The 25,512-nt window shown below is 74.2% G+C and carries 23 protein-coding genes and 1 tRNA gene; 6 read left to right on the top strand and 18 right to left on the bottom strand.

Translation table 11 applies throughout. The features are described 5' to 3' along the window. Window positions 1–354: 354 nt before the first annotated feature. The 4 genes from ASF47_RS12515 to ASF47_RS12500 all read right to left on the bottom strand — a co-directional run bounded on the left by ASF47_RS12515 (window position 355) and on the right by ASF47_RS12500 (window position 5,710). A complete protein-coding gene (locus ASF47_RS12515) occupies window positions 355–1,329 on the bottom strand; it encodes a hypothetical protein (protein WP_056864269.1) in 975 nt (324 codons plus the stop codon). Window positions 1,330–2,604: 1,275 nt separating this feature from the next. Then, window positions 2,605–3,819: a bifunctional RNase H/acid phosphatase gene (locus ASF47_RS12510; protein ID WP_056864268.1), complete on the bottom strand. Its 1,215-nt coding sequence runs from the start codon at window positions 3,817–3,819 to the stop codon at window positions 2,605–2,607. Continuing rightward, complete coding sequence (locus ASF47_RS12505) at window positions 3,816–4,535, bottom strand: CT398-like coiled coil hairpin domain-containing protein (RefSeq protein WP_082500348.1); 720 nt, start codon at window positions 4,533–4,535, stop codon at window positions 3,816–3,818. Before ASF47_RS12505 ends, ASF47_RS12510 begins: the two co-directional genes overlap by 4 nt. 20 nt (window positions 4,536–4,555) lie before the next feature. Continuing rightward, window positions 4,556–5,710 (bottom strand): Nif3-like dinuclear metal center hexameric protein, encoded by a 1,155-nt coding sequence (locus tag ASF47_RS12500; RefSeq protein ID WP_056864267.1) that lies wholly within the window; start codon window positions 5,708–5,710, stop codon window positions 4,556–4,558. 73 nt (window positions 5,711–5,783) lie between these two features. Here ASF47_RS12500 and ASF47_RS12495 point away from each other — a divergent pair, with 73 nt between their 5' ends. Next, window positions 5,784–6,101: an antibiotic biosynthesis monooxygenase family protein gene (locus tag ASF47_RS12495; RefSeq protein ID WP_056864266.1), complete on the top strand. Its 318-nt coding sequence runs from the start codon at window positions 5,784–5,786 to the stop codon at window positions 6,099–6,101. Window positions 6,102–6,117: 16 nt separating this feature from the next. Here ASF47_RS12495 and ASF47_RS12490 read toward each other — a convergent pair whose 3' ends face one another. Further along, window positions 6,118–7,671 carry an AMP-binding protein gene (locus ASF47_RS12490; RefSeq protein WP_056864265.1) on the bottom strand — a complete coding sequence of 518 codons (1,554 nt, stop codon included), beginning with the start codon at window positions 7,669–7,671 and terminating at the stop codon, window positions 6,118–6,120. A 326-nt stretch (window positions 7,672–7,997) separates the two neighbouring features. Between ASF47_RS12490 and ASF47_RS21135 the strand changes: the two genes are divergently transcribed. Genes ASF47_RS21135 through ASF47_RS12480 form a run of 3 tightly spaced genes read left to right on the top strand, consistent with a single transcriptional unit; the run spans window position 7,998 to window position 10,709 of the window. Further along, window positions 7,998–8,405, top strand: coding sequence for a hypothetical protein (locus tag ASF47_RS21135; protein ID WP_156697875.1), 408 nt, complete (start codon window positions 7,998–8,000; stop codon window positions 8,403–8,405). Then, the gene (locus ASF47_RS12485; protein WP_156697874.1) at window positions 8,392–10,047 is read left to right on the top strand and encodes a sensor histidine kinase; all 1,656 of its coding nucleotides are present in this window, start codon (window positions 8,392–8,394) and stop codon (window positions 10,045–10,047) included. Before ASF47_RS21135 ends, ASF47_RS12485 begins: the two co-directional genes overlap by 14 nt. Then, complete coding sequence (locus tag ASF47_RS12480) at window positions 10,032–10,709, top strand: response regulator transcription factor (RefSeq protein WP_056864264.1); 678 nt, start codon at window positions 10,032–10,034, stop codon at window positions 10,707–10,709. The genes ASF47_RS12485 and ASF47_RS12480 overlap by 16 nt, the downstream gene beginning before the upstream one ends. Window positions 10,710–10,829: 120 nt before the next feature. On the opposite strand, the gene ASF47_RS12475 is transcribed toward ASF47_RS12480, so the two are convergent. From ASF47_RS12475 to ASF47_RS12435, 9 genes are all read right to left on the bottom strand, one after another. Further along, window positions 10,830–11,708 (bottom strand): serine/threonine-protein kinase, encoded by an 879-nt coding sequence (locus ASF47_RS12475; protein WP_056864263.1) that lies wholly within the window; start codon window positions 11,706–11,708, stop codon window positions 10,830–10,832. 33 nt (window positions 11,709–11,741) lie between these two features. After that, window positions 11,742–12,128: a hypothetical protein gene (locus tag ASF47_RS12470; RefSeq protein WP_056864262.1), complete on the bottom strand. Its 387-nt coding sequence runs from the start codon at window positions 12,126–12,128 to the stop codon at window positions 11,742–11,744. 170 nt (window positions 12,129–12,298) lie between these two features. After that, entirely contained in the window at window positions 12,299–13,228 is a 930-nt protein-coding gene (locus ASF47_RS12465; protein WP_056864261.1) for a lysophospholipid acyltransferase family protein, read from the bottom strand. A gap of 23 nt (window positions 13,229–13,251) precedes the next feature. After that, window positions 13,252–14,835 (bottom strand): lactate racemase domain-containing protein, encoded by a 1,584-nt coding sequence (locus ASF47_RS12460; protein WP_056864260.1) that lies wholly within the window; start codon window positions 14,833–14,835, stop codon window positions 13,252–13,254. Then, the gene (locus tag ASF47_RS12455; RefSeq protein ID WP_056864643.1) at window positions 14,835–16,061 is read right to left on the bottom strand and encodes a zinc-dependent alcohol dehydrogenase; all 1,227 of its coding nucleotides are present in this window, start codon (window positions 16,059–16,061) and stop codon (window positions 14,835–14,837) included. Before ASF47_RS12455 ends, ASF47_RS12460 begins: the two co-directional genes overlap by 1 nt. Further along, window positions 16,061–18,388, bottom strand: coding sequence for an HAD-IB family hydrolase (locus ASF47_RS12450; RefSeq protein ID WP_056864259.1), 2,328 nt, complete (start codon window positions 18,386–18,388; stop codon window positions 16,061–16,063). Before ASF47_RS12450 ends, ASF47_RS12455 begins: the two co-directional genes overlap by 1 nt. Window positions 18,389–18,581: 193 nt before the next feature. Continuing rightward, complete coding sequence (locus ASF47_RS12445; protein WP_056864258.1) at window positions 18,582–18,983, bottom strand: hypothetical protein; 402 nt, start codon at window positions 18,981–18,983, stop codon at window positions 18,582–18,584. Beyond that, complete coding sequence (locus tag ASF47_RS12440; RefSeq protein WP_056864257.1) at window positions 18,980–20,365, bottom strand: DUF4331 domain-containing protein; 1,386 nt, start codon at window positions 20,363–20,365, stop codon at window positions 18,980–18,982. The genes ASF47_RS12445 and ASF47_RS12440 overlap by 4 nt, the downstream gene beginning before the upstream one ends. After that, window positions 20,365–20,628, bottom strand: coding sequence for a hypothetical protein (locus tag ASF47_RS12435; protein ID WP_056864256.1), 264 nt, complete (start codon window positions 20,626–20,628; stop codon window positions 20,365–20,367). The genes ASF47_RS12440 and ASF47_RS12435 overlap by 1 nt, the downstream gene beginning before the upstream one ends. Before the next feature lie 184 nt (window positions 20,629–20,812). Here ASF47_RS12435 and ASF47_RS12430 point away from each other — a divergent pair. Beyond that, window positions 20,813–20,887, top strand: a tRNA-Val gene (locus tag ASF47_RS12430). Between the two features lie 42 nt (window positions 20,888–20,929). On the opposite strand, the gene ASF47_RS12425 is transcribed toward ASF47_RS12430, so the two are convergent. Then, window positions 20,930–21,565 carry an isochorismatase family protein gene (locus tag ASF47_RS12425; protein WP_056864255.1) on the bottom strand — a complete coding sequence of 212 codons (636 nt, stop codon included), beginning with the start codon at window positions 21,563–21,565 and terminating at the stop codon, window positions 20,930–20,932. Window positions 21,566–21,666: 101 nt separating this feature from the next. Here ASF47_RS12425 and ASF47_RS12420 point away from each other — a divergent pair, with 101 nt between their 5' ends. Next, a complete protein-coding gene (locus ASF47_RS12420) occupies window positions 21,667–22,614 on the top strand; it encodes a GlxA family transcriptional regulator (protein WP_056864254.1) in 948 nt (315 codons plus the stop codon). 34 nt (window positions 22,615–22,648) lie between these two features. Here the strand turns inward: ASF47_RS12420 and ASF47_RS12415 are convergent, their stop codons facing one another. The 3 genes from ASF47_RS12415 to ASF47_RS12405 all read right to left on the bottom strand — a co-directional run bounded on the left by ASF47_RS12415 (window position 22,649) and on the right by ASF47_RS12405 (window position 25,410). After that, the gene (locus ASF47_RS12415; RefSeq protein ID WP_056864253.1) at window positions 22,649–23,155 is read right to left on the bottom strand and encodes a peroxiredoxin; all 507 of its coding nucleotides are present in this window, start codon (window positions 23,153–23,155) and stop codon (window positions 22,649–22,651) included. Beyond that, a complete protein-coding gene (locus tag ASF47_RS12410) occupies window positions 23,152–24,768 on the bottom strand; it encodes an AMP-binding protein (protein ID WP_228942132.1) in 1,617 nt (538 codons plus the stop codon). The genes ASF47_RS12415 and ASF47_RS12410 overlap by 4 nt, the downstream gene beginning before the upstream one ends. A gap of 168 nt (window positions 24,769–24,936) precedes the next feature. Beyond that, window positions 24,937–25,410 carry a DUF3052 domain-containing protein gene (locus ASF47_RS12405; RefSeq protein WP_082500250.1) on the bottom strand — a complete coding sequence of 158 codons (474 nt, stop codon included), beginning with the start codon at window positions 25,408–25,410 and terminating at the stop codon, window positions 24,937–24,939. Window positions 25,411–25,512 lie beyond the last annotated feature (102 nt).

Genomic DNA, 25,512 nt, shown 5'->3' with positions numbered 1-25,512 from the left:
ACGGTCGCGCGTGCGGTCGGCACCGTGCACGGTTCGGCTCGCACTGCGCTCCGCCGGTGATCGCACGGCGCTCGCACGGCGCTCCGCCGGTGATCGCACGGCGCTCGGTCGGCGCTCGGTCGGCCGCTGCCGTCGGATGCCGACGGAGTACTCGGCAGCGAGCCCGACTGGTCACCCGACGGAGCACTCGGCGCCGAGCCCGACCGGCGAGGGCGCCGGCCGCTCGGCAGCAAGGTCGGCCGGTCACCCGACCGGGGCGCACGGCAGCAAGGTCGACCAGTCACCCGACCGGGGCGCTCGGCAGCAAGGTCGACCAGTCACCCGACCGGGGCCCTCGGCAGCAAGGTCGACCAGTCACCCGACGGGGCGCACGGCAGCGCGCCCGACCGGCGAGGTCGCCAGCCGCTCGACGAGTCGCTGGCGCCCCGCGGGGGTGAAGCAGGACGCCCGCAGCAGCGCGGTCCACGCGCGCACCGTGGCCGGGTCGTGCTCGCGCCCCAGGGCCAGGTCGACGTCCCGCACCACGGCGCCGGGCCGCGCGACGAGGTCGCCCGAGGTGTAGGCGCGGCGCGACCACCCGGCGCGGGCCAGGCGGCGGTCGCGGCGCAGGTCGTCGGCGTGCTGGGGCGCCTCGCGGTGGTGGGCTCCGTCGTACTCGTGCAGCACCGTCGTGCCGACCAGCCACAGGTCGCCGCGGGCGACCATGCCGGAGTCGTCGCGCACCTCGTGCTGGCTCACGACGTCGGCCCCGCACACGTGGTGCAGCACCCGCAGCACGCTCTCCCACGCCGACTCCGCCCCGGCGTCGGCCAGCGCGGCGGCGCGACGCAGCGCCGGGAGGCCCCGCCGCCCGGTGAGGTCCGCGAGCCCGTCGAGGCAGGAGGCGTCCTCGCGCAGCGCGGCGTCGACGAGGACCACCAGGTCCAGCAGCGCGAGGTCGCACGCGCACGCCAGGAGGACGTCGAGCGCGGGCGCCACCCTCAGCCCCCGCACGTCCTCGACCCGCGGCCGCGCCAGGCGGATCGTGCGCAGCCCGGGGCGGGCCGGACGCACGTCGCGCCGGCCCATGCAGACCAGCACCGGCAGGCCGGCGGGGAGCGGCGGCAGGGACCAGCCCCGCGCCGCGGCGCCGGTGAGATGGGTCAGCCCGCCCGACGGCGGCACCAGCAGCAGCCACGCCGCCAGCTCTTCGTCGTCCCCGGCCGACGCCGGCACGTGCAGGCCGTGCGCCACCTGACGCCACCCGACGCCGCGCCGGCGCCCCCGCACGGCCCCGGCGTCGGGCTCGTGGGGGCCGTCGGGGGCGGGACCGCTCGCGAGGCTGGACACCCCCGGGTCCTTCCCACTCCGGGCCCCTCGGTCCCGTCCACGGCGGCACCCTGTGGACAAGCACCCGGACGTGGCGTCGTGCGACGAGCCCACGGCTCTCCGAGCTGTCGTCTGCCGCCACTTCCCGCGGGCCACCGACCTGGAGTGTGCCGCCCTGTCCCCACGGGCCATCAACCCGGTGGCGGCGACCACCACCAGCCACCCGGCGCCGAGACCCGCAGCGGACCCGGCCGCACCACCGAGACCCGGACGACGTCCGACTCGGCGGCCCCGCCCACTCAGAAGTGGCGGCGAACGACAGGCCCACGCCCCTCCGACCTGCCGTCTGCCGCCACTTCCCCGCACGCCGCCGATCCGGCAACAGCGACGACCACCACCAGCCACCCGGCGCCGCGACCCGCAGCAGGACCCGGCCGCACCCCCGACACCCGGACGACATCCGACCCGGCGGCCCCCCCACTCAGAAGTGGCGGCGAACGACAGGCTCACGGCCCTCCGACCTGCCGTCTGCCGCCACTTCACGCGGGCCCCCGACCTGGCGTGTGCCGCCAGGTACCCACGGGCCATCAACCCGCTGGCGGCGGCCACCACCAGCCACCCGGCGCCGCCACCCGCAGCAGCAGGCCCGCACCGCCGACACCCAGACGACATCCGACCCGGCAGCCCCGCCCACTCAGAAGTGGCGGCGAACGACAGGCCCACGACCCTCCGACCTGCCGTCTGCCGCCGCTTCCCGCACGCCGCCAATCCGGCAACAGCGACCACCACCAGCCACCCGGCGCCGAGACCCGCAGCGGACCCGGCCGCACCACCGACACCCGGACGACGGGCGACCCGGCGGACCCGCCCACTCAGAAGTGGCGGCAAACGACAAGCCCACGACCCTCCGACCTGCCGTCTGCCGCCACTTCCCGCACGCCGCCGATCCGGCAACAGCGACCACCACCAGCCACCCGGGGCCGCGACCCGCAGCAGCACGCGGCCCGCACCGCCGACACCCGGACGACGTCCGACCCGGCGGACCCGCCCACTCAGAAGTGGCGGCGAACGACAGGCCCACGACCCTCCGACCTGTCGTCTCCCGCCACTTCCCGCACGCTGCCAATTCCGCAGCATCGGCGACCACCACGACCCACTCGGGGCCGAGACGCCCCGGCAGGTAGCTCAGCCCGCCGCACCAGCACACCCTCGACAGCGGACCCCGGCCCCGGCAGGTAGCTCAGCCCGCCGCACCAGCCCACCGCCCGCGGCAGCCCGCGGCGTCCGCGCCGCCGGCTACCAGCGACCGGGGTCGAGGCTGGCCTGGTCGCCGGGGGGCAGGGCGTTGTAGAGCCGCATCGAGCCGCGGGGGGCGGAGGGCTCGTCACCGGGGTAGAACGACAGCACCGAGATCGACGCCGGCGAGAGCTCCATGCGGAAGACCGCGCCGAGGGGCGCGTCGACGGCGTGCGCGACCAGCGTCTTGATCGGGGTCACGTGGCTGACCACCACCACGGTGCGCCCGGCGTGCTGCTCCAGCACCCGACCGAGACCGGCGAGCACCCGCTCCTGCACCACGGCGAAGGACTCTCCGCCGGGCGGCGGCACGTCGAGCGAGCCGAGCCAGGCGTCGAGACCGGCCTGGTCGCGCTCGGCGACCTCGGCGAAGGTCAGGCCGTCCCAGGCGCCGAACTCCATCTCCGCGAAGCCGGCCTCGGTCTCGACCGGGAGGCCGAGCCGCTCGGCGACGATCGCGGCCGACTCCTGGGTGCGGCGCACCGGCGAGGCGACGACGGCGTCGACCCGGTCGCCGAGCCCGCTCAGCCAGTCGGCGGCGGCGCGCACCTGGGCGCGGCCCTCCTCGCTCAGCCCAGGGTTGTCGCCGCCGAGACCGCCGGAGAAGCGCTTGGCCGCGGTGTGCGGGGTGACGCCGTGGCGCAGCAGCACCAGGGTCGTCGGCGGGCCGCCGGGGCCCGACCAGCCGCGCGCGGGCGCCGAGCGCTCGACCTCCTCCACCAGCGACTCGTCGTGCTCCTGGGCCGGCGCACCCGCCCCGGCGTACCCCGGAGCCACGGTGACGCCGTCGCGCCGACCGTCGAGCGCCTCGTTGGCGAGCCGGTCGGCGTGGGCGTTCTGCGCCCGCGGCACCCAGGTGTACGTCGTGCCCGCCGGTGCCAGCGTCCTCGCCTCGGCCGCCAGCGGCACCATGTCGGGGTGCTTGATCTTCCAGCGCCCCGACATCTGCTCGACGACCAGCTTGGAGTCCATCCGCGCCTCGACGGTGGCGCCGGGCGCGAGGTCGCGGGCGAGGCGGAGTCCGGCGATCAGCCCGGAGTACTCCGCGACGTTGTTGGTCGCCACCCCCAGGCGCGCGGCGTCCTCGGCGACGACCTCGCCCGTGTCGGCGTCGGTGAGCACGGCACCGTAGGCCGCCGGCCCGGGGTTGCCCCGCGAGCCCCCGTCGGCCTGCACGACCACCCGGCGGGGCGCCGGCGTGGGAGCAGCGGTCACAGGCCCGACTCGGCGGTGCGCACGAGGATGCGCGAGCACTCCTCGCAGCGCACGACGGTGTCGGCCGGGGTGGAGCGGATGACGGCGATCTCGGCGTTGTCGATGCCGAGCTGGCAGCCGGTGCAGCGGCGCTGGTGCAGCCGTGCGGCGCCCACGCCGCCCTTCTGGGCGCGCAGCTTCTCGTAGAGCGCCAGCAGGTCCTCGGGCAGGCCCTCGACCGACGGGCCGCGCTGGGCCTCGACGTCGACGAGCTGGGTGTCGATGACCCCGGCCTTCTCGTCACGCGCCTCGGTGAGCGTGGCCAGGCGCGTGTCGATGGTCTCGACCTGGGCGGTGAGCGAGTCGAGGGTCGCCTGGGCCTGCTCGATGCGCTCCATGACCTCCAGCTCGTCGTCCTCGAGGCTGGCGATGCGGCGCTCGAGGGAGGTGAGCTCGTGACCCATGCGCTCGAGGTCCTTGGGGTTGGTGATGAGCCCCTGGTCCATCCGGTCGCGGTCGCGGGTGCGGCGGGCCTTGACCTGCTCGACGTCGGCGTCGACCTTGGCCTGCTCGGCCTGCAGGTCGTCGACCACGATCCGTGCGTCGCGGGCCTGGTCGTCGAGCTGCTTGCGCTGCGTGGTGAGGTCGGCGATCTCGGCCAGCTCGGGCAGGTGCGAGCGCAGGTGGCGCAGCTGGTCGGCGCGGGCGTCGAGCTCCTGGAGGTCGAGGAGCTTCAGCTGGGCGGACGGGTCGGCTTTCAGGGGGTGCTCCTGGTGTCGGGACGCTCCGTGCGGAACGTCCAGGGGTCGGTCGATCGCGTGCTGACGCGGGTCTCCACCGTATCGCCCAGCGCCGCGCGCAGACGCTTCTCCAGCACCGGCAGCCAGGTCCACTCCGCGGCCCAGTGGGCCACGTCGACCAGGGCCGGGCCGTCGTGCTCGAGGAACTCCCCGGCCGGGTGGTGGCGCAGGTCGCTGGTGACGTAGACGTCGGCGTCGCTGTCGCGCACCCGGTCGAGCAGGAAGTCGCCGGCCCCGCCGCACAGCGCGACGCGGCGTACGACGCGGTCGGGGTCGCCGGCGACCCGCACGCCCTGGGCCGTGGCCGGCAGGGCCCGGGCGACCACGTCGGCGAAGTCGCGCAGCGTCGTCTCGGCCACCGTGCCGATCCGGCCGGTGCCGGTGAGACCGACGCCGGCGTCGACGATCTCGGCGACGTCGTAGGCGACCTCCTCGTAGGGGTGCACGGCGAGCATCGCCCCGACCACCTCGGCGCGGCGGCTGCGGGGCATGACCACCTCGATGTTGACCTCGGAGGTCACCTCGAACTGGCCCACGGTGCCGATGGCCGGGCGCGCGCCGGGCAGCGGCCGGAAGCGCCCCTCGCCCACGGAGGAGAACGACGCGTGCTCGTAGGCCCCCACCGACCCGGCGCCGGCCTCCGCCAGCGCGGCGCGCACACGGTCGGCGTCGGCGGCCGGCACGTAGACGGTGAGCTTGTCCAGCGGGGCGGCGGGCGCGGGCAGGACCGGGCGCAGGTCCTCCAGGCCCAGCGCGAGCGCCATCGCCTCCGAGACCCCGCCCGCGGCCTGGTCGGCGTTGGTGTGGGCGGCCAGCAGGGCGCAGCCGCCGCGGGCCAGGGTCATCAGCGTGCGCCCCTTGGGCGTCTCGGTGGTGAAGCCGTGCACGCCCTGGAGGAAGAGCGGGTGGTGCACGACCAGGAGGTCGGCGCCCCAGGCGACGGCGTCCTGCGCCACCTCGAGCGTCGCGTCGACGGCCAGCATCACCCGGGCCACGGGCTGCGCGGTGTCACCGTGCACGAGCCCGACACGGTCCCAGTCGTCGGCCGTGGCCGGCGGGTACCACCCGTGGAGCAGGTCGACGACGTCGCGCAGGGAGAGGGGCGAGGGCATGGGCGGGAGGCTATCCGGCGTACGCCCGGTGACGGGCATCCGACTCCTGTGCGACCGGTCCTAGGCTGGGCGCATGCCCGTCGTGAAGATCAACGCCATCTCCGTGCCGCCGCAGGCTGGTGCCGAGCTCGAGAAGCGCTTCGGGGCGGCCGCCCACCGCATGGACGGCACGCCCGGCTTCCTCGGCTTCCAGCTGCTGCGCCCCGTCGCCGGGGAGTCCCGCTACTTCGTGGTCACCCACTGGGCCGACGACGAGGCCTTCTCCGCCTGGCGCGAGGGCCAGGCCGGCGCCGTGCACGGGGGCGAGGGCGGCGAGCGCCGCGACCCCGTCTCCTCGGGCGCCGACCTGCTGGAGTTCGAGGTCGTCCTGGACGTCGCCGCCTCGTCCTGACCCGCCGGCCGAGCCCTCAGTTGACCTGGCGGTCGCGACCCTCCCAGTACGGCGCGCGCAGCTTGAACTTCTGCAGCTTGCCCGTCGCGGTGCGGGCCAGCTCGTCGCGGAACTCGATCGACGTCGGGGCCTTGTAGCCGGCCGCCTTGTCCTTGCACCACGCGATCAGCTCGGCCTCGGTGGCCTCGCCGCCGGGGGCGAGCACCACCAGCGCCTTGATCGTCTCGCCCCATTTCTCGCTGGGCACGCCGATGACGGCGACCTCGGAGACCGCGGGGTGGGAGAAGAGCACGTCCTCGACCTCGATCGAGGAGACGTTCTCGCCGCCGGTGATGATGACGTCCTTCTTGCGGTCGCTGATGGTGAGGTAGCCGTCCTCGCCGATGACACCGCCGTCACCGGTGTGGAACCAGTCGCCCGCCAGCGCCCTCGCCGACTCCTCGGGCTGCTCCCAGTAGCCCTCGAGCACGACGTTGGAGCGGGCCAGCACCTCCCCGGCCCCCTCCTCGGAGTCGTCGATGCGCAGGGTGACCCCGAGCGCGGGTGCGCCGGCGCGGGTCAGCAGACCGGCGCGCTCCTCCGTGCCGAGGTGGTCCCACTCGGCGCGCGAGCGGTTGACGGTGAGCAGCGGCGAGGTCTCGGTGAGGCCGTAGATCTGGATGAACTCCCAGCCCAGCTCCTCCTCGACCCGGGCGACGGTCTTCGTCGGCGGAGGCGCGCCGGCCATGATGATGCGCACCTTGTCGCGCCCGGGGATCTCGCCCTCCCAGTCCTGGGCGGCCTCCAGCACGGCGGCGGCCACGGCCGGGGCCGCGCACATCACCGTGACGCCGTGCTCCTCGACGCGCCGCAGGATCTCGGCGCCGTCGATCTTGCGGATGACCACCTGCGTGATCCCCAGGCCGGTGGTGGCGAAGGGCATGCCCCAGCCGTTGGCGTGGAACATCGGCAGCGTGTGGAGGTAGACGTCGCGGTCGCTGAGCGTGACGTGCATGGCGAACGTGACGGCGTTGGTCCAGATGTTGCGGTGCGTGATCTGCACGCCCTTGGGTCGCGCGGTCGTGCCCGAGGTGTAGTTGATGCAGGCCGTGGCGTTCTCGTCGTGCTCCCACGCCCGCGGCTCGGCGCCCTCGGGGGCGTAGAGGTCCTCGTCGTCGCCGAGCACGAAGCGGTGCTCCGCGGTCACCTCGCGCAGCGCCTCGTCGAGCTCGGGGTCGACGTAGAGCACCCGCGCCCCGGAGTGCTCGACGATGTACTTCACCTCGTCGGGGCGCAGCCGGAAGTTCACCGGCACCAGCACGCGACCCGATCCGGCGACGCCGAAGAACGACGTGAGCAGCCGCGAGCTGTTGTGGCTCACCACCGCGACCCGGTCGCCCACGCCGATGCCGAGCTCGTCGAGCCTCGCGGCCTGCCGGCGGGCCAGGGCGGCCATCTCGCCGTAGGTGAGGCGGCCCTCGTCCCCCAGCGGGGTCGCGGGCTGCTGCGGCTCGTCGACGGCGCCGACGCGGTCGGCGTACACCCCCTCGGCACGCTCGATGAAGTCGGCAACGCTGAACGGGACGAACATCGGACCTCCTGGCTGGTCGCCCGGCGGCACGCCGGGCGGACGAGTCTCCTGGACCCTCCTGGACGGGGAGTGACGCGGGCCACTCTAGTGAGACGAGGTCGGCTCGCCGTTGGCCCGACGCGCCGAGCGCGACGAGCGGTCGCTCCCCCGCGCCCGGTGGTCGTGCCGGAAGCAGGGCGCCGGACCGGTGGCCGGGGCTGTGGCCGGTGCGGTGGCCGGTGCGGTGGCCGGTGCGGTGGCCGGTGCGGTGGCCGGGGTCGCGAGGATGAGAACCCTCTCATCGCGGTCTCACGCCCGACCCACGATGAGGCAGGATCGTCCTCGTCATGAACATCGTGTGGAAGGTCGTCGTCGCCCTGGCGCTGCTGCTGCCCGTGGGCGGCTACGTCGCGGGCTCCCTGGCCGCCAACTCCAGTGACGGCCCGGCTCCCCGCGACCCGGTCGTGATCTCCCCGGCGGCCTCACCCGACACCGACCCCGCCCGCGCCGCCGGCGACGACCGCGGCGGCGAGCGGTCCGACGACGAGCGCTCCGACGACCGGTCGGACGACCGCGGCGACGACTCCGACGAGCGCGGGGACGACTCCGGTGGCGTCGACGTGGTCGCGCCGCGGCCCGGCGAGGTCGACGACGACAGCGGCCCCGGCAGCGACGACGGGGACGACGACGGGGACGACGACACCGACGACGGCGGGGACGACGGGGACGACGACGGCGGGGATGACGACGACTGACGCGCCCCGCACCGCTCCCGACGCCCGACCACGCCGGTCGGGCGTCTCGGTGCGTGTGCGCATCACCGCCACCGTGGCCCTGCTCGTCGCGCTCGCGCTGACCGGCGCCGGCTTCATCGTCTACGCCATCGAGAGCCAGCGCCTCGACCGGCAGTCGGCCGAGGAGGTCGACCAGGAGCTCGACGAGTTCGCCCGTCTCGTCGCCGACGGCCGCGACCCCGAGACCGGTGAGGCCTTCCCCGCGATCCGCCCGCTCATCGACCTCTTCATGGGCCGCAACGTCCCCGACGACGACGAGCTGCTGGTGGGCTGGATCGGTGACGGCCCCAAGGTGAGCTTCCCCGAGGACGCCCTGGTCTACGACCCCGGCTTCCGCGCGGCCACCGCTCCCCTGGTCACCGGCGGCGGGTCGACCACCCTCGACACCGCGCAGGGCGAGGTGCTCATCGCCTCCCAGCCGATCACGCTGGCCGGCTCCGACGCGGTGGCCCCCGACGCCAGCGGGCCCTCGACCGGCGCCCTGGTCGTCGTGGTCTACCTCGACGAGGACCGCGCCGAGCTGCTCGACACCATGCGCACCTACGGCATCGTGGCGCTGCTGTCGCTGCTCGCGGTCATCGCCTTCGCCTTCTGGCAGTCGGGCCGGCTGCTGGCGCCGTTGCGCACCCTGCGGCTGACCGCCGAGGAGATCGGCGACACCGACCTGTCGCGGCGCGTGCCCGTGCGCGGCAACGACGACATCACCGCACTCACCCTCACCGTCAACGGCATGCTCGACCGGCTCGAGGACTCCTTCGCGGGCCAGCGACGCTTCCTCGACGACGCCGGCCACGAGCTCAAGACGCCGCTCACCGTGCTCCGCGGCCACCTCGAGCTCCTCGACGTCGGCTCCCGCGAGGACGTCGAGGAGACCAAGGGCCTGCTGCTCGACGAGGTCGACCGCATGGCGCGCCTGGTCGGGGAGCTGATCCTGCTGGCCAAGAGCGACCGGCCCGACTTCGTCACCACCGGCCCGGTCCAGCTCGGCCGGCTCACCGAGGACCTGCTGTCCAAGGCCAGCGCCCTCGGTGAGCGTGCCTGGCGCCTCGACGCCGCGGCCGAGGTCGAGGTCGACCTCGACGAGCAGCGCGTCACCCAGGCGGTGCTCCAGCTGGCCGACAACGCGGTCAAGCACACCCGCCCGGGCGCGGAGGTCGCGCTGGGCTCGTCGTACGACGGGCGCGAGGTGCGGCTGTGGGTGCGCGACACCGGGCCCGGTGTGCCCGCCGGCGACCGCGAGCTGGTCTTCACCCGCTTCGGGCGCAGCGCCGTGCCCGAGGGCGACGAGGGCTTCGGGCTGGGCCTGTCGATCGTCGCCGCCATCGCGGAGGGCCACGGCGGACGCGTCGAGCTCGACGACGCCGAGCCGCACGGCGCGCGCTTCACCCTCGTCCTGCCCTCGCGCTCCCACGGCGCCCCCGACGTCACCGCGACCCGGACGCTGCCCGCCCTGCGGGCCGTGACCGGGCCCGACAGCACCCGCGGGCAGACCGACCCCGACCGCACCACCGGCACCACCACCGGCACCGGCACCAGCACCAGCACCGACACCGACACCCGGCCCGTGAGGGCCCTCCAGGAGGACTCGTGGCCCGCATCCTGATCGTCGAGGACGAGGCGCGCATCGCGTCGTTCGTGGCGAAGGGTCTCAAGGCCGACGGCCACCAGGCGACGGTCGTGGGCGACGGTCCCGGCGGCCTCGACCACGCCCTGAGCGGCGACTACGAGCTCATGGTGCTCGACATCGGCCTGCCCGGCATGGACGGCTTCGAGGTGCTCGACCAGCTGCGCTCCCAGGGCTCGCGGATGCCGGTCATCGTGCTCACCGCGCGCGACTCGGTGGGCGACACCGTGACCGCGCTGGAGAACGGCGCCGACGACTACATGCCCAAGCCCTTCCGCTTCGCCGAGCTCCAGGCGCGCATCCGGCTGCGCCTGCGCCAGGCCCCCGGCAACGAGGGCGGCGGGGGCCGCTCGGGCGACGTGGTCGAGGCCGGCGGGGTGGCGCTCGACGTGCGCACGCGCCGGGCCACCGTCGACGGACGCCAGGTCGACCTCTCGGCGCGCGAGTTCACCCTCGCCGAGATCTTCATGCTCAACGCCGGCCAGGTGCTCTCGCGCGAGCAGCTGCTCGACCACGTGTGGGGCTTCGACTTCGACCCCGGCTCCAACGTGGTCGACGTCTACGTCGGCTACCTGCGCAAGAAGTTCGGCGCCCCCACGATCGAGACCGTCCGGGGCATGGGCTACCGCTTCGTGCCCTGAGCCGGCCCGGCCCCCGCACGACGAGAACCGCGGCGGGGGCCCGGGGACAGGGGCCTCCCGCCGCGGCGCGGTGGAGGGGGGATGCGGAGGATCGTGCGGACAGGGCGGGTACGCCGGGTCTCAGCGCACCTTCCAGCCCGCGAGCCGGGCCCGCGGCTGGGCGGCGAGCACCGGCTCGAGGGCCTCGGCCACCTCGTGGGGCAGCGGACGGTCCTCGGGCCGCTTCTCGAGACCGGCGTAGACGATCTTGGCCACGTCGGCGGGCACTGCGTCGGGGAGCCGGTAGGGGTCCTGGGACACCTGCGGGTAGCGCACCCGCACGTCGTCGGAGGTCAGGTCGCCGTCGTCGAAGGCGCGGTAGCCCGCCACCGCCTCGAAGAGGGTCGCGGCCAGCCCCCAGACGTCGCTGGCGTGCCCGGGGGTGCCGGTGCGGGGCGGGTCGGCCTGCTCGGGGGCGAGGTAGGCGTCGGTGCCGATGACGTGGTCGAGGGCCTCGGCGGCGGCCAGCGGGCGCGCCACCGAGAGGTCGATCAGGCGCGCGGGTGCGCCCATGATGATGTTGCTCGGCTTCACGTCGAGGTGGGTCCAGCCGAGGTGGCGCAGGTAGTGCAGCGCCGAGGCGACCTCGATGCCGAGCGGCAGGTACTGCTGCGGCTGGAGCGGGCCGTAGCGGCGTACGAGTGAGGACAGGCGGGGCCCGTCGAGGTGCTCGAGCACCAGGTGGGGCCGCTCCCCCTCCAGCTCGTGGCGCAGGCCGCGGACGACGGCGGGGTGGTTGACGACGGCCAGCGCCTCGACCTCACGGCGCAGGCCGCGGATGCTCGAGCGGTCCTCGACCTTGGCCGGCCGGACGATCTTCACCACCACCGGGGCGTAGGTGATCTCGTCGAAGGCCAGGTAGGCCTCGTAGGACGACCCGCCCCCGAGCAGCCGCATCGCGGTCAGCTCGCGGGTGATCGGGTCGCCCTCGCCCAGGCCCCAGGTGCTCGGCTTGCTCATCTCGTCCCCTCCGTCGTCCGCGTGCCCGGACCGTCAGCCGCGGGTGTCGTTGCGCGAGGCGTCGTTGGTCTGGTTGGCGGAGAAGTCGCGGGTGCGGTCGCCGCCGTCGCGCGTGAAGTCCTTGGTCTTGTCGCTGCGCGAGACGTCGCGGTCGCGGCTGGCCTTGGTGAAGTTGCTGTTAGTGCCGTCGTTGGTCGACTTGCTGGCGCCGGTGTTGGTGTTGTCGCCGTTGGTGTCGTCGTCGCGGTTGCCCGTGTCGTCGTCATCGTCGTCGTCGACGCTCATGACGACATCGGCGGTGTCCTCGTCACGCTTGGCGAAGGCGTCGTCGGCGTTGGCGATCGGGGCCTGGAAGGCCAGCAGGCCGCCGGTGAGGGCGGAGGCCAGGGTGAGCGAGCCGAGGGTGGCGATCTTCTTCATGGTGCTTCCTCTCGTGGGTCCGCCGGGTGGTCCGGCGGCTGATGAGGAAGACTCTGACGGCCGGGGGTGAGGCCCCCATGAGGCTCGGATGAGGGCACTCTCATCCACGACGGGCCGCAGGGGTGAGGCGCACCCTCCCGGCGCCGGGTCAGCGCCGGGTCGGCGCCGGGTCAGCGCCGCCAGACGGCCAGGCGCCGCGACGAGGTCGGCTCGGCCGGCGGGGAGTCGGTCTGGGCCCAGACCCGCCGCCAGGTGGCCACCTCGGGACCCGAGGGGTCGGGGGTCTCGCCGCGGGCGGCGCGCCCCCGGGCCTCCCACCAGGTGGTGGTCTCCTCGTCGAGCAGCGCGGCCACGGCGTCGCGCACCCTCGGCGCGAAGTCGCGCACCGACTCGCCCTCGCGCGCACGCAGCGGCTCGCCGAAGCGCACGGTCAGCTGGCGGCGGCCGCGGCCGGGCCACCCCTGGCCGCGCGGCATCGCCGCGAAGGTGCCCCGGTGGGCCACCGGCACGACGGGCACGCCGTGCTCGTGGGCCAGCCAGGCCGCGCCCATCCGGAAGCCCGACATCCAGCCGTCGGTCGACCGGGTGCCCTCGGGGTAGATGACCAGGCTCCAGCCGTCGGCGAGCACCTCGCCGGGCGTCGCGGTGAGCGTGCCGCCGCGCCGGTCGATCGGGAAGGTGTTGAACAGCAGCGAGGAGCCCACCGCGCGCCACCAGGTGTCGAAGAAGTAGTCGGCCGCGGCGGCCACCGCCGTGCGCCGACGCCACGCGTCGGGCAGCGAGAGCAGGATGAGCGGGGTGTCGAGGTGGGAGGCGTGGTTGGCCACGAAGATCACCGGGCCCTCGACCCGCTCGAGCACGTCGAGGCCCTCCACGCGCGTGCGCACCTGGCTGCGGAAGAGCGGCTCCAGCCCGCCGCGCTGCGCCACCTCGCGGGCGGCCACGGCCGAGGGCCGGCGCGACCAGTCGGAGGGGAACACACGCGAGCGCGCCGCGGGCACGTAGGGCTCGGCCGAGCGCGGCACCTGCGCCCGCCTCCCCCAGCGCCAGCCGCGCGCCGTGCGGCGTACGTCGTCGACACCCTCGCTGACGAAACCCATCGCTGCCTCCCTCGCCCCGCTGCTCAGACCCGCACGTCGGCGACGAGGTGGGGCGGGTTGTGGAGGTAGGTGATCGACGGGCTCGAGCCCACCGAGCCCGACACCATCTCGAGGGCGTCGGCCAGCGTCGAGGCGGCGCGGAAGCCCAGCCGCGCGGCGACCCGGCGGTCGCCACCGACCCAGACGACGTCGCCGACGTGGTCCATCGCGTGCGCCGCCCAATACCACATGTAGAACGGGTGGACGCCGTGGTAGGCGTGCGAGGTGCGGTAGAGGTGGCGGTACCAGTCGTCCTCGGCGAACTGCCGCTCGTACTTCTCCGAGAGCACCACGGGATCGGTCGTCTCGGAGAGCACCTCCTCGTAGAAGTCGACGTAGGAGGGGTGGTGCAGCTGGTTGAAGCCCTCGTCGAGGGGGTGGTAGAGGATGACCGCGCCGCCGCGGCGGACCACCGGGTGGTTGCGGTAGGAGTTGAAGTAGTAGCCCAGACCCATGCACGTGGCGAGCACGGGGTTCATCGAGCTGCCGACGTTGTAGGGGCCCAGGAACGGCACCCCGAGCACGAGCACGTCGGAGGCCCCGTCGACCTCCACCAGCTGCTGGCGGTGCACCCGCTCCAGGGTCTTCTCGTGGACCTCCTCGACCTCGCCGGCGGCGATGCCGGTCAGGCCGTAGGGCGCACGCAGGTCGTGGAAGATCTTGTGCCGCAGCTTCGCGGGGGCCAGCGCCAGGCCGCGGCGGGCCGCGAGCATCGAGGCCTGGTCGCGCAGCGACCACTCCCACTCACGCTTCATGAGGAAGTCGAAGGGCGCTGGGAAGACCTGGTTGTCCAGCGTGGTCTCGATCTGGAAGACCGCCACGTGCTCCTTGATCACCCGCCCGATGCGCCACGCCGAGTGGTGCATCGCCGACTTCTCGTGGTCCATGAAGGAGCGCGAGTGCACCATCGTGCGTGGGTTGTGGTGGTGGCGCAGCGAGCGGTAGGAGGCCAGGCCGATGCCGACCGACTTGTGCCCTCCGTCCATGGCCACGAGGTTGACGTTGACGTAGACCAGCAGGTCGGACTCCGCGGCCCGCTTGCTGATCTCGATGTCCTCGCCCTCGTCGGTGGTGCCGAGGTGGGTGAGGTTGTCGCGGTCCTCGGCGTCGAAGTTGTAGAGCTTGCCCTGGGGGTGGAAGGAGCGGAAGACGCGCTCGCCGACGATGTGGCGCAGCTCCGCGGTCGTCATCCGGCGGTGCAGGGCGTTGGCGGCGATGATCTCGACGTCGTCGACGCCGGCCTCCGCGGCCAGGGTGAGCACCTGCTCGATCACCCGCTGGCGGATGTCGGGGGCGCGCATCGGGGGCAGCGGCAGCGAGACGTCGTCGAAGGCGAGGGTCAGCCGCATGCCCGGGAAGAGGCGCTCGGGCAGCGGGTCGGAGCCCAGCGGGTGGAGCAGGGCGTCGGTGATCGCGGCCTCGACGTCGCGCACGGCCGGCAGCGACTCGGGCGGGTAGACCACGCGCGTGCCCTGCGGGAAGTCCTCGAGCCGGAAGCCGAGGCCCTCGTGCACGAGGAGCGGAGGCGTGCGGTCGTCGACCTCCAGGACGAATCCGGGACGGGGCACTAGTCGGTTCTCCTCGGGTCGAAGGCCACCTTGACCGTGCCGAGACGGCCGGCGGCGTGGGCGTGGTCGAGAGCTTCTCGCCAGCGGTGGAGCGGGTAGGTCGCGACCGACCCGGCGATGCGGGCGACGGCGTCGTGGGCGGCGAGGTCGGCGGCGAGGTCGAACGCCGCGCGGCCGGCCCGCGCACCGCCCTCGGCCCCGTGCAGGGGCTCGCGGGCGGCCGAGGCGTAGGTGCCGACCAGCTCCAGCTCGCGGAACCACGCCGCCGACAGGTCGGCCGCGGCGGGCATGCCCGAGAGCACGACCCGCCCGCCGGCGCGGGTGGACTGCAGCGCCGTCTCGAGCGAGCCGCGGGAGCCGACCGCGTCGATCGCCACGTCGACGCCGCCGAGCAGGTAGGGCGCGTGCAGCTGCGGGCTGACCTGGAAGGCCCCCGTCGTACGCCGCACCCGGCGCAGCACCTCGCGGGGCGCGACCACGTCGGTGGCTCCCAGCGCCAGGGCCAGCTCGCGCTGGTGGGGGTGCTTGGCCACGACCGTGACGTGCCCGGCGGGCGTGAGCTCGCGCAGGGCGAGCGTGGCGAAGAGCCCGACCGCGCCGGCGCCGCTGACCAGCACCCGGTCGCCGGAGGACACGCCGGCGCGCAGCGCGGTGTGGACCGCGCAGGCCAGCGGCTCGAGCAGCAGTGCCTGGTGGTCGTCGAGACCCTCGGCCACGGGGTGCAGCTGGCTGCGGTGGGCCGCCAGCTGCTGGCCCCAGCCGCCGCCGGTGTCGCGGCAGAAGCCGGTCTGCAGCCCGGGCGCGAGGTGGCCGACGGTGATGCGCGAGCAGCGGTTGGTCGCGCCCACCCGGCAGGCCTCGCACGGCTCGACGCCCCGGGTGGCGCAGGCCAGGACCGGGTCGAGCACCACGCGCGTGCCGGCGGGCAGGTCCTCGCAGTCGTCGAGCAGCTCGGCGACGATCTCGTGACCGGGCACGAAGGGCAGCGAGGACACCGCGGAGAAGTAGAGGCTCGTGCGCCCCGAGAGCGCGCCGAGGTCGGAGCCGCAGATGCCGGAGACGCGGGTGCGGAGCCGGGCCCAGCCGGGGCGGTCCACGCGCGGCGCCTCGCGGGTGACCAGTCGCAGCGGGGCGGCGAAGCCCGACAGCAGTCCGGGCACGCGTCCACCGACCGCACGGCCGGCCACGTGGCGCGGCAGCGAGCGGAACATCTCCAGCGCGAGCATCACCGGCGGCCTCCCGCGGGGTTGAGCGAGCGACCGGCCGAGGCGGGGCTGGCCCAGTCGACGATGCTCCAGCCCTGACGACGCGCGTGGCGGTAGAGCGGGACGTCGGGCCGCACGGCGACGGGGTTGCCGACGGCGGCCAGCAGCGGCAGGTCGGAGTGGGAGTCGGCGTAGGCGTAGGAGGCCGCCAGGTCGACGTCGTGCTGGGCGGCCCACGCCTGCATGAAGGCGGCGCGCGACTCCCCCACCAGCGGGGAGGACGCGAGGTGGCCGGTGCAGCGGCCCTGGTCGTCGACCACGAGGTCGACGGCCTCGACGTGGTCGAAGAGCGGCGCGAGCGGGCGGGTGAGCGGACGCACGGCCCCGGTGATGAGGACCGTGCGGTGACCCGCACGGCGGTGCTCGCGGATCCGGCGCGCCGCCTCGGGCGAGAGCCGGGCCAGCATGTGGTCGGTGAGCAGCTCGTCGGCGACCCGGTCGAGGGCGGCGCGGTCGGCGCCCTCGTAGTCGCGGTAGACCGCGCGCAGGAAGTCCCCGCGCTGGCGTCGCTCGGCGCGCAGCAGGCCGGGCACCCGGCCGAGCACGCGGCCCAGCTCCCCGGCGCGCTCTCCGGCCGAGAGCTCCTGCAGGCGCATCCACAGGTAGGTCTCGACCACGTTGGAGGACAGCAGCGTGCCGTCCATGTCGAAGAACGCCGCGACCCCCGGGGGGCCTGCTCCCTCCGCAGCCGGCACGGGGCGCAGGCCGCCGGCGCGCGCCGGGGTGGACCGGGCGCGGCGGGCACGGATCTCGTCGAGGCGTCGGATCGGGGCCGTCACCGCGGGGCAGTGGATGTCCTCGACGTAGACCCGCCAGTCGACGGCGGCGGTGTCGAAGGCGAACCGCTCCTGGTCGGCCGCCGACAGGGAGAGCCGCAGCGCGGTGGTGCGCTCGTCGGAGAAGCGCAGGTCGGCCTGGGCGTACTCCTGGTAGAGGTCGAGGTAGCGCCGCAGGAACTCCAGGCGCTGCCTCTGCTGCTCCAGCCGGCGGGCCAGGTCGCGGGTGCGGTCGCTGCGCGGGGCGCGACCCACGACCGACTCCGCGACGCGGTGGGCGCGCTCGCTGGTGGTCAGCAGCCGCTCGACGGCCGAGGCCCCGGGGAAGCGCCAGTCGGGCAGCGGGCTCGCGCCCCGCGACCCGGCCTGGAAGGGGTGGGCGTCGAAGTAGGCGCGCACGTGCTCGTAGAGCCGGCGGAAGGTGAGCGGGTTGCGGTGGCCCGAGGAGACGTGGAACCAGGCCGCCTCCCCCGCGGCCGGCGGGTGCGCGAGCACCGCGACCAGGGTCGCCACCACGTGGTCGACGGGCACGATGTCGACGATGGTGTCGGCCGCGGCGGGGAACTCCGGGAGCTCTCCGCGGCCGTAGGCGAGGATCAGCGGCTCGGCCATCTTGAAGCCCTCGATCCAGCCCGGGTGGGGGCTGGCGAGCGCCGACTCGATGATGCTGGGTCGCACCACCGACACCGGGTGGGTGCGGGCGTGCTGCTCCACGACGCGCTCGCCGAGGGCCTTGGTGAAGGTGTAGCAGTCGGTCCAGCCCAGGCTGCGGGCCCGCTCGCTGCCCACGCGGACCAGCTCGTCCTTGACCCACTGCCGCCGCGCCGCCTCGCTGGCCGCGGCCGCCGTGAGCAGCCCCGCGCGCCCGTGCTCGCGCTCGGCGCGCCGCCGCTGGGCCTCGAGCCGGTCGGCGTCGCGCGAGCGCCGCTCGAGCTCCCCGCGCTGGGCCAGCCCCCACGCCAGCTCGGCCTCGAGGTCGACGTCGTGGGCCACCGGCCCCTCGGGCACCGTGCCGCTGCGCCGCCCGGAGACGTAGGCGGTGGAGACGTGGACGTAGTGCACGGCACGGCCGTCGCCGCGCTCCTCGGCCTCGCGCAGCCGGGCGAGCAGGTCGCGCGTGCCGACGACGTTGGTGGTGAAGGCGGCGTCGACCGGCGGGTCGAAGGACACGTCGCCCGCGCAGTGGACGACCGCGTCGAGGTCGTCGGGCAGCGCGGGCACGTCGGAGAGGTCACCGGCCACGACACCGACGCGCGCGGCCAGCAGGGGCTCCACCCCGCCGGCGACCTCGACCGCCGGGGCGAAGACCGGCTTGCCCAGCAGCGTCGCGACCCTCGCGGCCGCGGACGTCGAGCCCTTGGGGCGCACGAGCACGCTGACCCGCACGTCGGGCACCTCGACCAGCAGCAGCCGCAGCAGGGCCTCGCCGACAAAGCCGGTGACCCCCGTCAGCAGGACGTGGCGACCGGCGAGGCGCTCGGCGACGCCCGGCCCGGATCCGGTTGCTGCCACGCTGCGTCCTCCGTCGCCGCTCGCCGTGCTGGTCTGTGGTGGGTGCGGGGCCGATTGTGCCCCGTCCCACCGACACCCGTCGGCGGGGGTCCACACCGTGGGGGCACACGACGACGGCCGCCCCGGGTGGACCGGGACGGCCGTCGTACGTCGTGCACGCGCCCGCACGGGCGCCGTGGTCGCGCAGGAGCGCTCAGGCTCCGGGCCACTCCGCGGTGGCGACGGACCCGCCGGGCACCTCGACGGTCAGGACGATGTCGGTCGTGTCCTTCACGTAGAGGTCGTAGGAGCCCCCGACGAGGTCGGGGTAGACCAGCGAGGGCACCGAGCCCCCGCCGGGCACCGGACGGGCGACGACCGCGACGTGCGGGTGCCTCCCGTGACCGTGACCGTGACCGTGGTCGTGACCGTGGTCGTGCTCGTGCGGGTGGTCGGCCGGCTCGTCGAAGTCGGCGCCGACCGGCTTGATCTCCACCTCCACGTCGAGCATCGACGCCGGCATGGTGACCACCAGGGCCCCGACGTCACCCCCGATGTCGAGCAGGACCGAGCCCTGCCCGGCGTGCGGGTTCTCGACCGACGCGGGGGTGGTCACGAGGCCTGCGTGGTGCCGGGCTCGGTCTGGTAGCCGCCGCCGGGCAGGCCCAGGAACGGGAACCGGTCGAGCAGCGGCGCGTTGGTGTTGCTGGTGCCGTCGGTGAGAGCACCGGCGGCCGCGTCGGGCTCGTAGGACGGGTCGACCAGCGGGATCGTGGCACCGGCCACGGCCCGCAGCTCGATGGCCACCACGTCGTCGCCGAGGCGACGGCCGTTGGGGAAGCCCGCGGCGTCGCCGGCCACGAGGCCGATCGGGTTCTCGTCGGCCGGAGCCGTCGGGGGCACCGCCACGTTGAGGCGCAGCATGTCGGCCTTGACCGGCCCGGTGTAGTTCTGGAAGCCGGGCACGACACCCTCGGGGATGCCGGTCAGCAGGATTGCGTCGAGGTCGGCGCGCGGCTTGTCGTAGGCCGCCAGGTTCGGGAAGACCCCCGGGTAGAGCGCCGGGAGCAGCCCCTGCAGCTCGGGCTTGGCGACGTACTTGGCGAAGCGCTTGTCGGCGGTGACCGGGCTGGCGTTCCAGTTGTCCTTCTCGGCCATCGGCACGATGACCTCGTTGAACAGCGGGTTGCCCAGGCGCGAGACCTGCTGCCACGGGCCCATGCCGGTGTACTTGCCCTGGTTGGCGTTCCACATCCGCGACTTGCGGCGGCTGGCGGTGGCCCACACGCCGATGACGGACTTGGGGTCCATCACGTCGTCGGGCTTGGAGCCGTCACGGGTCAGCTCGGTGATGTTCACCTGCAGCGCGATGGTGTGCACGTTGTAGGACTGCACCGAGTTGACGCCGTTCATCTCCGGCATGGAGATGACGTGGGCCTCGTTGAAGGGTCGCAGGGCGCCGAGGTCGAAGATGCTGCCCAGGTCGACGTGGAAGGCGTCGGCACGCTGGCCCGCGAAGACCTTGCGACCGTTGCCGAGGCGGTGGGTGGCCTGGTCGGCGAGGTCGCCGTAGTTGGGCGTGCTGCGCGGACCCACGTTGACCGGGGGCACGGGCAGGTTGCGCCCGATGACCTGCTTGCGACCGCCCTGCACCTTCATCACGGTGTAGAACTGCGGGCGGTTCCAGGCCTCGTCGGAGATGTCGGTGATCTGGCCGGTGTTGTAGAGGAACGTCTTGGGGTTGCGCACCTGGGTCCGGAAGCGGAACTGGTAGGTGATGTCGGGCTCCGACGTGCCCTTGTTGGAGACGTGGATCTCGTACTGCACGTCGTCGGCGAACTCGTAGAAGTTCGGGCCGCCGTTGGGCTGCTGCAGCGGGATGAAGTTCGCGATCAGGATGACCTTGTTCGGGTTCTCCGGGCTCACGAACGCGTAGGTGTCGGTGCCGTCGGCCGCGGGGTCCTTGGCGATCTCCGGTGCTTCGCGGTGCGACGACATCAGTTGCCCCCTGCTGCGTTGAGGATGCGGGTGACGAGGTCGCGGTCGCGGACCTCGATCTCGCGCTCGCCGACGAGGATCGTCAGTCGGTCGGAGCGGTGGTTCTCGACGTAGGCCACGACGGCCTCCTTCGCGGTGCCCGGACGCGGGCGGGCGGCCGCGGCGCTGCCGCCGGTCGCCAGGGTGACGCCGCCGGCCACGGCGGTCGCCGCGGTGCCGGCTCCGGCCGCGGCGATGAACTTCCTTCTGCTGGTGTCGCTCATGCGAAAGCCCCTCCATAGGGATCCAGTCGCCTCGTGTGAGGCAGGCCACTACGGGTTCGGAGCCCTCGCCGTGCCGGATGGCACCGGACCGGCACCAGTTCCGACCGGTCTGGTCCGGAGGGCGGCGACCGGCCGGCGCCGGTCTCGTCTAGTCTGTGCCCGCCTCGGTGCGACCGGGGCGCGGGGGCGTATAGCTCAGCGGTAGAGCAGCTCGCTTACAACGAGCAGGTCGGGGGTTCGATCCCCTCTGCGCCCACCAGCCCCGACCCGGTCAACACCCGGTCACGGCCGGCCCGCGCGCTCAGCCGCCGAAGACCGCCCGGCCCCGCGTGGCCGACGTGCCGAGGTCGCTGACCGGCAGGGCCTCCCCCGCGGCGACGGCCGCGGCCCAGTCACCCGTCGTGGCCACGGCCGCGAGGTTGGAGTGCAGCAGCACCATCAGGGTGGCGTGCAGCTGCTCGGCCGAGACCTCGCCGGCCTCGTTGGCCAGGTGGATGGCGCCCGTGGCGTCGGAGAGGACCTCGGCCGTGAGGCCGAGCTCCTCGGCGCCGACGGCGGTGGCGAGGTCGCAGTTGTTGGTCATGTAGCCGACGATCGTCACGGTGTCGACGTCACGCTCGCCCAGCCAGGCGGCCACGTCGGTGCCGGCGAAGACGCTCGCCTTGTCCTTGGTGGCGCGCAGCCACGACGGGTCGAGCCGGCGCTCGACCTCAGGGTGCAGCGACCAGCTCCGACTGCCCACGGCGAAGACGGGCGCGCCCTCGGGCAGCTCGTGCTGCACGACGACGACCGGCAGGTCGGCCTCCGCGGCCGTGTCGAGGGCCGCGAGCACCTGGGCGAGGGTGCGGTCGCGGTCGGGGGCCTGGATCGCGAGCACTCCCTCGAAGTACTCCTGCTGGACGTCGACGACGACGAGGGCGCGGCGGGGGTGGGTCATGGTGTCTCCTCGGTGCTGCGGGGGTGAAGGCTCCAGCGTCCCCCGGAGGTTGCGCTAGCGTGAGTGGCTCGACGGACCACCTTCGATGAGATCGGGCCAAGATGCGCATCGTCGTCCACGCCTTCGACGGCGTCACCCTCTTCCACCTCGCCACGCCGCTGCTGGTGTTCGGCGAGGTGGGCCGTCAGGGCCTGGCCCCGGGGTGGGACCCCGTGGTGTGGACAGCCGACGGCCGCGCGGTGCGCACGACCGAGGGCCTCCTCGTCGGCGGCGTCCACGGACCCGAGGTCGTCGAGGGCGCCGACCTGCTCGTGCTGCCGTCGTGGCCCACCGACCTGCCTCCGGCCGAGGAGGACCTGGTGCGGGCGGTCCGGGCGGTCACGGCGGGCGGCGGCACGGCCGTCGGCCTGTGCCTGGGGGCGTTCCCGGTCGTGGACAGCGGTGTGCTGGACGGCCGCGGCGCGGTCACGCACTGGGGCGCGGCGGCGCAGCTCGCGCGCCGGCGCCCCAACGTGGCCGTCGAGGCGGCAGCGCTCTACCTCGACCACGGCGACGTGCTGACCTCGGCGGGCACCGCGTCGGCGATCGACGCCTGCCTCCACGTCGTGCGGACCCGCCTCGGCGCGGTCGCCGCGGCCACGGTGGCGCGTCACCTGGTCGTCGCCCCCCACCGCGAGGGCGACCAGGCGCAGTACGTCGAGCGACCGGTGCCGCGCGCGGACGACACCGGGCACGTCGGGCCCACCATGGACTGGGCCCTGGCGCACCTCGACCGCCCCCTGGGCGTCGAGGAGCTGGCCGCGCACGCCCGGATGAGCCGACGCACCTTCACGCGTCGCTTCGCCGAGGCCACCGGCACCACCCCCGCGCGCTGGGTGCTCGCCCGCCGCCTCGAGGAGTCGCGCCGGCTGCTGGAGACCACCACCCTCCCGGTCGCGCGGGTCGCCGCGACGTGCGGCTTCGCCAGCGCGGTGACCTTCCGGCAGAACTTCGCGAGCGCCTACGCGACGACGCCCACGTCGTACCGCAAGCGCTTCGCGGTCACCTGAGCCGGCGGCCCGGGGCCTCCGCCCGCGGGGTGGGTCAGGCCAGGGCCTGCAGCTGGCGCACGTGCTCGTCGAGGTCACGGCCCTCGGGGTTGGAGTTGTGCACCGCCCACCGCACCAGGCCCTCCTTGTCGATGACATAGGAGGAGCGGCGGGGGCAGCCCTTGCGCTCGTCGAAGACGTCGTAGGCGCGGGTGACCTCGCCGTGGGGCCAGAAGTCGGAGAGCAGCGGGAAGTTCAGCCCGTCGGCGTCAGCGAAGGCCCGCAGCGCGTAGGTCGGGTCGCAGGAGATGGCCAGGACCTCGCTGTCGAAGGTCATGAACTCCGCGAGCCGGTCGCGCACCCCGGCCATCTCGCCGGTGCACACCCCGGAGAAGGCGAAGGGGTAGAAGAGGATCGCCACCGCCTTGGTGCCGCGGTAGGACGACAGCGTGACGTCCTGGCCGAACTGGTCGCGCAGCGTGAAGTCGGGCGCCGGGCCCCCGAGCCGCAGGCCCGGGGCCCCGCCCGCCGACGGGGACGCCGACGTCGCCGTCGCGCTCATGCGTCCCGCTTCGCCAGGTCGCGCTTGAGGACCTTGCCGGTGGAGTTGCGCGGCAGCTCGTCGAGCAGCACGATCTCGCGCGGCACCTTGTAGCGGGCCAGGTTCTGCTTCACCCAGCCCTTGAGGTCGTCCTCGCTGACCGAGGAGTCGTCGACCACCACGAAGGCCTTGAGCCGCTTGCCGAAGTCGTCGTCGTCGACCCCGACGGCCGCCGCCTCGACCACGTGCTCGTGGCGGGCCAGGCAGTCCTCGACCTCCTTGGGGAAGACGTTCTCGCCGCCGGAGACGATCATCTCGTCGTCACGGCCCTCGACGTAGAGCCGGCCGTCCTCGCCGAAGCGCCCCACGTCGCCGGTCGACATCAGCCCGTCGACGACCTCCTTGTGGCCGCCGCCGGTGTAGCCCTCGAAGAGCAGCCCGTTGCCCACGAAGATCCGCCCGGCCTCGCCGGCGGGCAGCTCGCGGCCCTGCTCGTCGAGGATCTTCACGACCGTGGCGTACGGCGGGTGGCCGGCCGACGACGGGGCCGCGCGCAGGTCGCGCGGGCCGGCGATGGAGGCGTAGGCGACCTCGGTGGAGCCGTAGGTGCTGTAGAGGTTGTCGCCGAAGCGGTCCATCCACGTCACCGCCAGGTCGCCGGGCAGCGCCGAGCCCGACGAGGCCACGACCTCGAGGCGGGTCAGGTCGTGGCGCTCGAGCACCTCCTCGGGCAGGGCGAGGATGCGCTGCAGCATGACCGGGATGACCACGAAGGAGTCGCACTCCTCGGCCGCGAGCAGCTCGAGGCTGGCCTCGGGGTCGAAGCGGCGGGTGAGCACGAGGGTGGAGCCGAGCAGCATGGCCAGGGCCATGTGGGCGAAGCCCCACGTGTGGAAGAGGGGCGCGGCGACGTGGGTGCGCCAGCCCTGCTTCAGCGGGATGCCCGAGAGCAGCGCGACCGCGGCGTCGACGCCGGCCTCGCTGCGCGGAGCGCCCTTGGGCGTGCCGGTGGTGCCGGAGGTCAGGATGATCGTGCGGCCGTGGCGCTCGGGGGCCGTGAGGTCGCCGTCGTCGTGGGCCGCGACGAGGGACTCCACGGTCGGCTGCCCGGGCTCGGAGCCCTGCTCGGTCCAGGCCAGCACGGTGTGGGCGACGTCGGCCGCCGCGACCATCTCGGCGAACTCCTCGTCGTGGACCAGCACGGTGGGCCGGTCGCGCTCCAGGACCTCCACGAGCTGCGGTCCGGCGAAGGCGGTGTTGAGGTAGATCGCGTCACCGCCGAGCTTGGCGACGGCGATGCTGGCGTCGAGGAAGTAGCGGTGGTTGCGGCACATGATCGCGACGCCGTCGCCCTCGCCCACGCCCAGGTCGGCCAGCGCTCGCGCAAGGGCGTTGGAGCGACGGTGCAGTTGCTCCCACGTCAGGGAGCCGATCTCGTCGACCAGCCCGGTCGCGTGGGGGTCGCGGATCGCCAGCGAGGCGAAGCCCCCCGCAGGCCCCGGGCCCCACTGCGTGAGCGTCCTGGCCAGCCGGGCCAGCACCACCGGCGAGTAGGGCTTGATGACCCCGGCACGACCGAGGACCTTCACCGACATGCCGGCCGAGGAGACACCGGTCATGATCTTCTGGAGCACGGGGCGTTCCTGTCTGGCCGTCCACAGGCGACCTGGGCATCCGGCCGCGGGAGCCGGTCGGGGCGGTGCCGCCCCGGTGAGCGGACCGTACGACGCGTCGCGCGCCGCCGGTTCACCCACCAGGACGACTCGGTCGTGCGAGGACGCCGGGGGTGGCCGGCGGCCCGCTCAGGCGGGGGTCTTCGGCGCGACGAGCCGCGTCGCGGCCCAGTCCTTGCTCACCGCCGCGGTCGTGGTCTGGGCCAGGCCCGCGATGGGCGCGGCCTCGGCGATGTCGGCGGCGTCGACCGAGCCCGGTCGTCCGACCTTCGGCGTGAGCAGCCAGATGGAGCCGCCGCCGACCAGGTCGGTGAGGGAGTCGACGAGCCCGTCGACGAGGTCGCCGTCGTCGGCGCGCCACCACAGCACGACGGCGTCGACCACGTTGCCGTGGTCGCCGTCGACCATGTCGGCGTCGATGGTGTCCTCGATGGAGACCCGGAGGTCGTCGTCGGTGTCGTTGTCCCAGCCGAGCTCCTGGATGACCATGCCCGCGCTGAAGCCGAGCCGTGCCGCCGGAGTGTCGGCAGTGGTGCCGTCGTCGGTCGTGGTCCCGGTCGTGGGGCCTGTCTGGGTGGACCCGCCACCCGCGGTCGAGCTCACTGAGTCCTCCAGTCTGTGGGCTCCGGGGCCGTCGGTCCGGCCACGGATGAGGAGTAGTCCAGCGGAGTGCGGGCCCGCGCGCAAGCCAGTGACCAGGGTGAG

The organism is Nocardioides sp. Leaf285 (assembly GCF_001422955.1).
GTDB classification, from domain to species: domain Bacteria; phylum Actinomycetota; class Actinomycetes; order Propionibacteriales; family Nocardioidaceae; genus Nocardioides; species Nocardioides kribbensis.
Note: the sequence above shows the minus strand (reverse complement) of the source record. Positions and strands in the feature narration are given on the sequence as shown.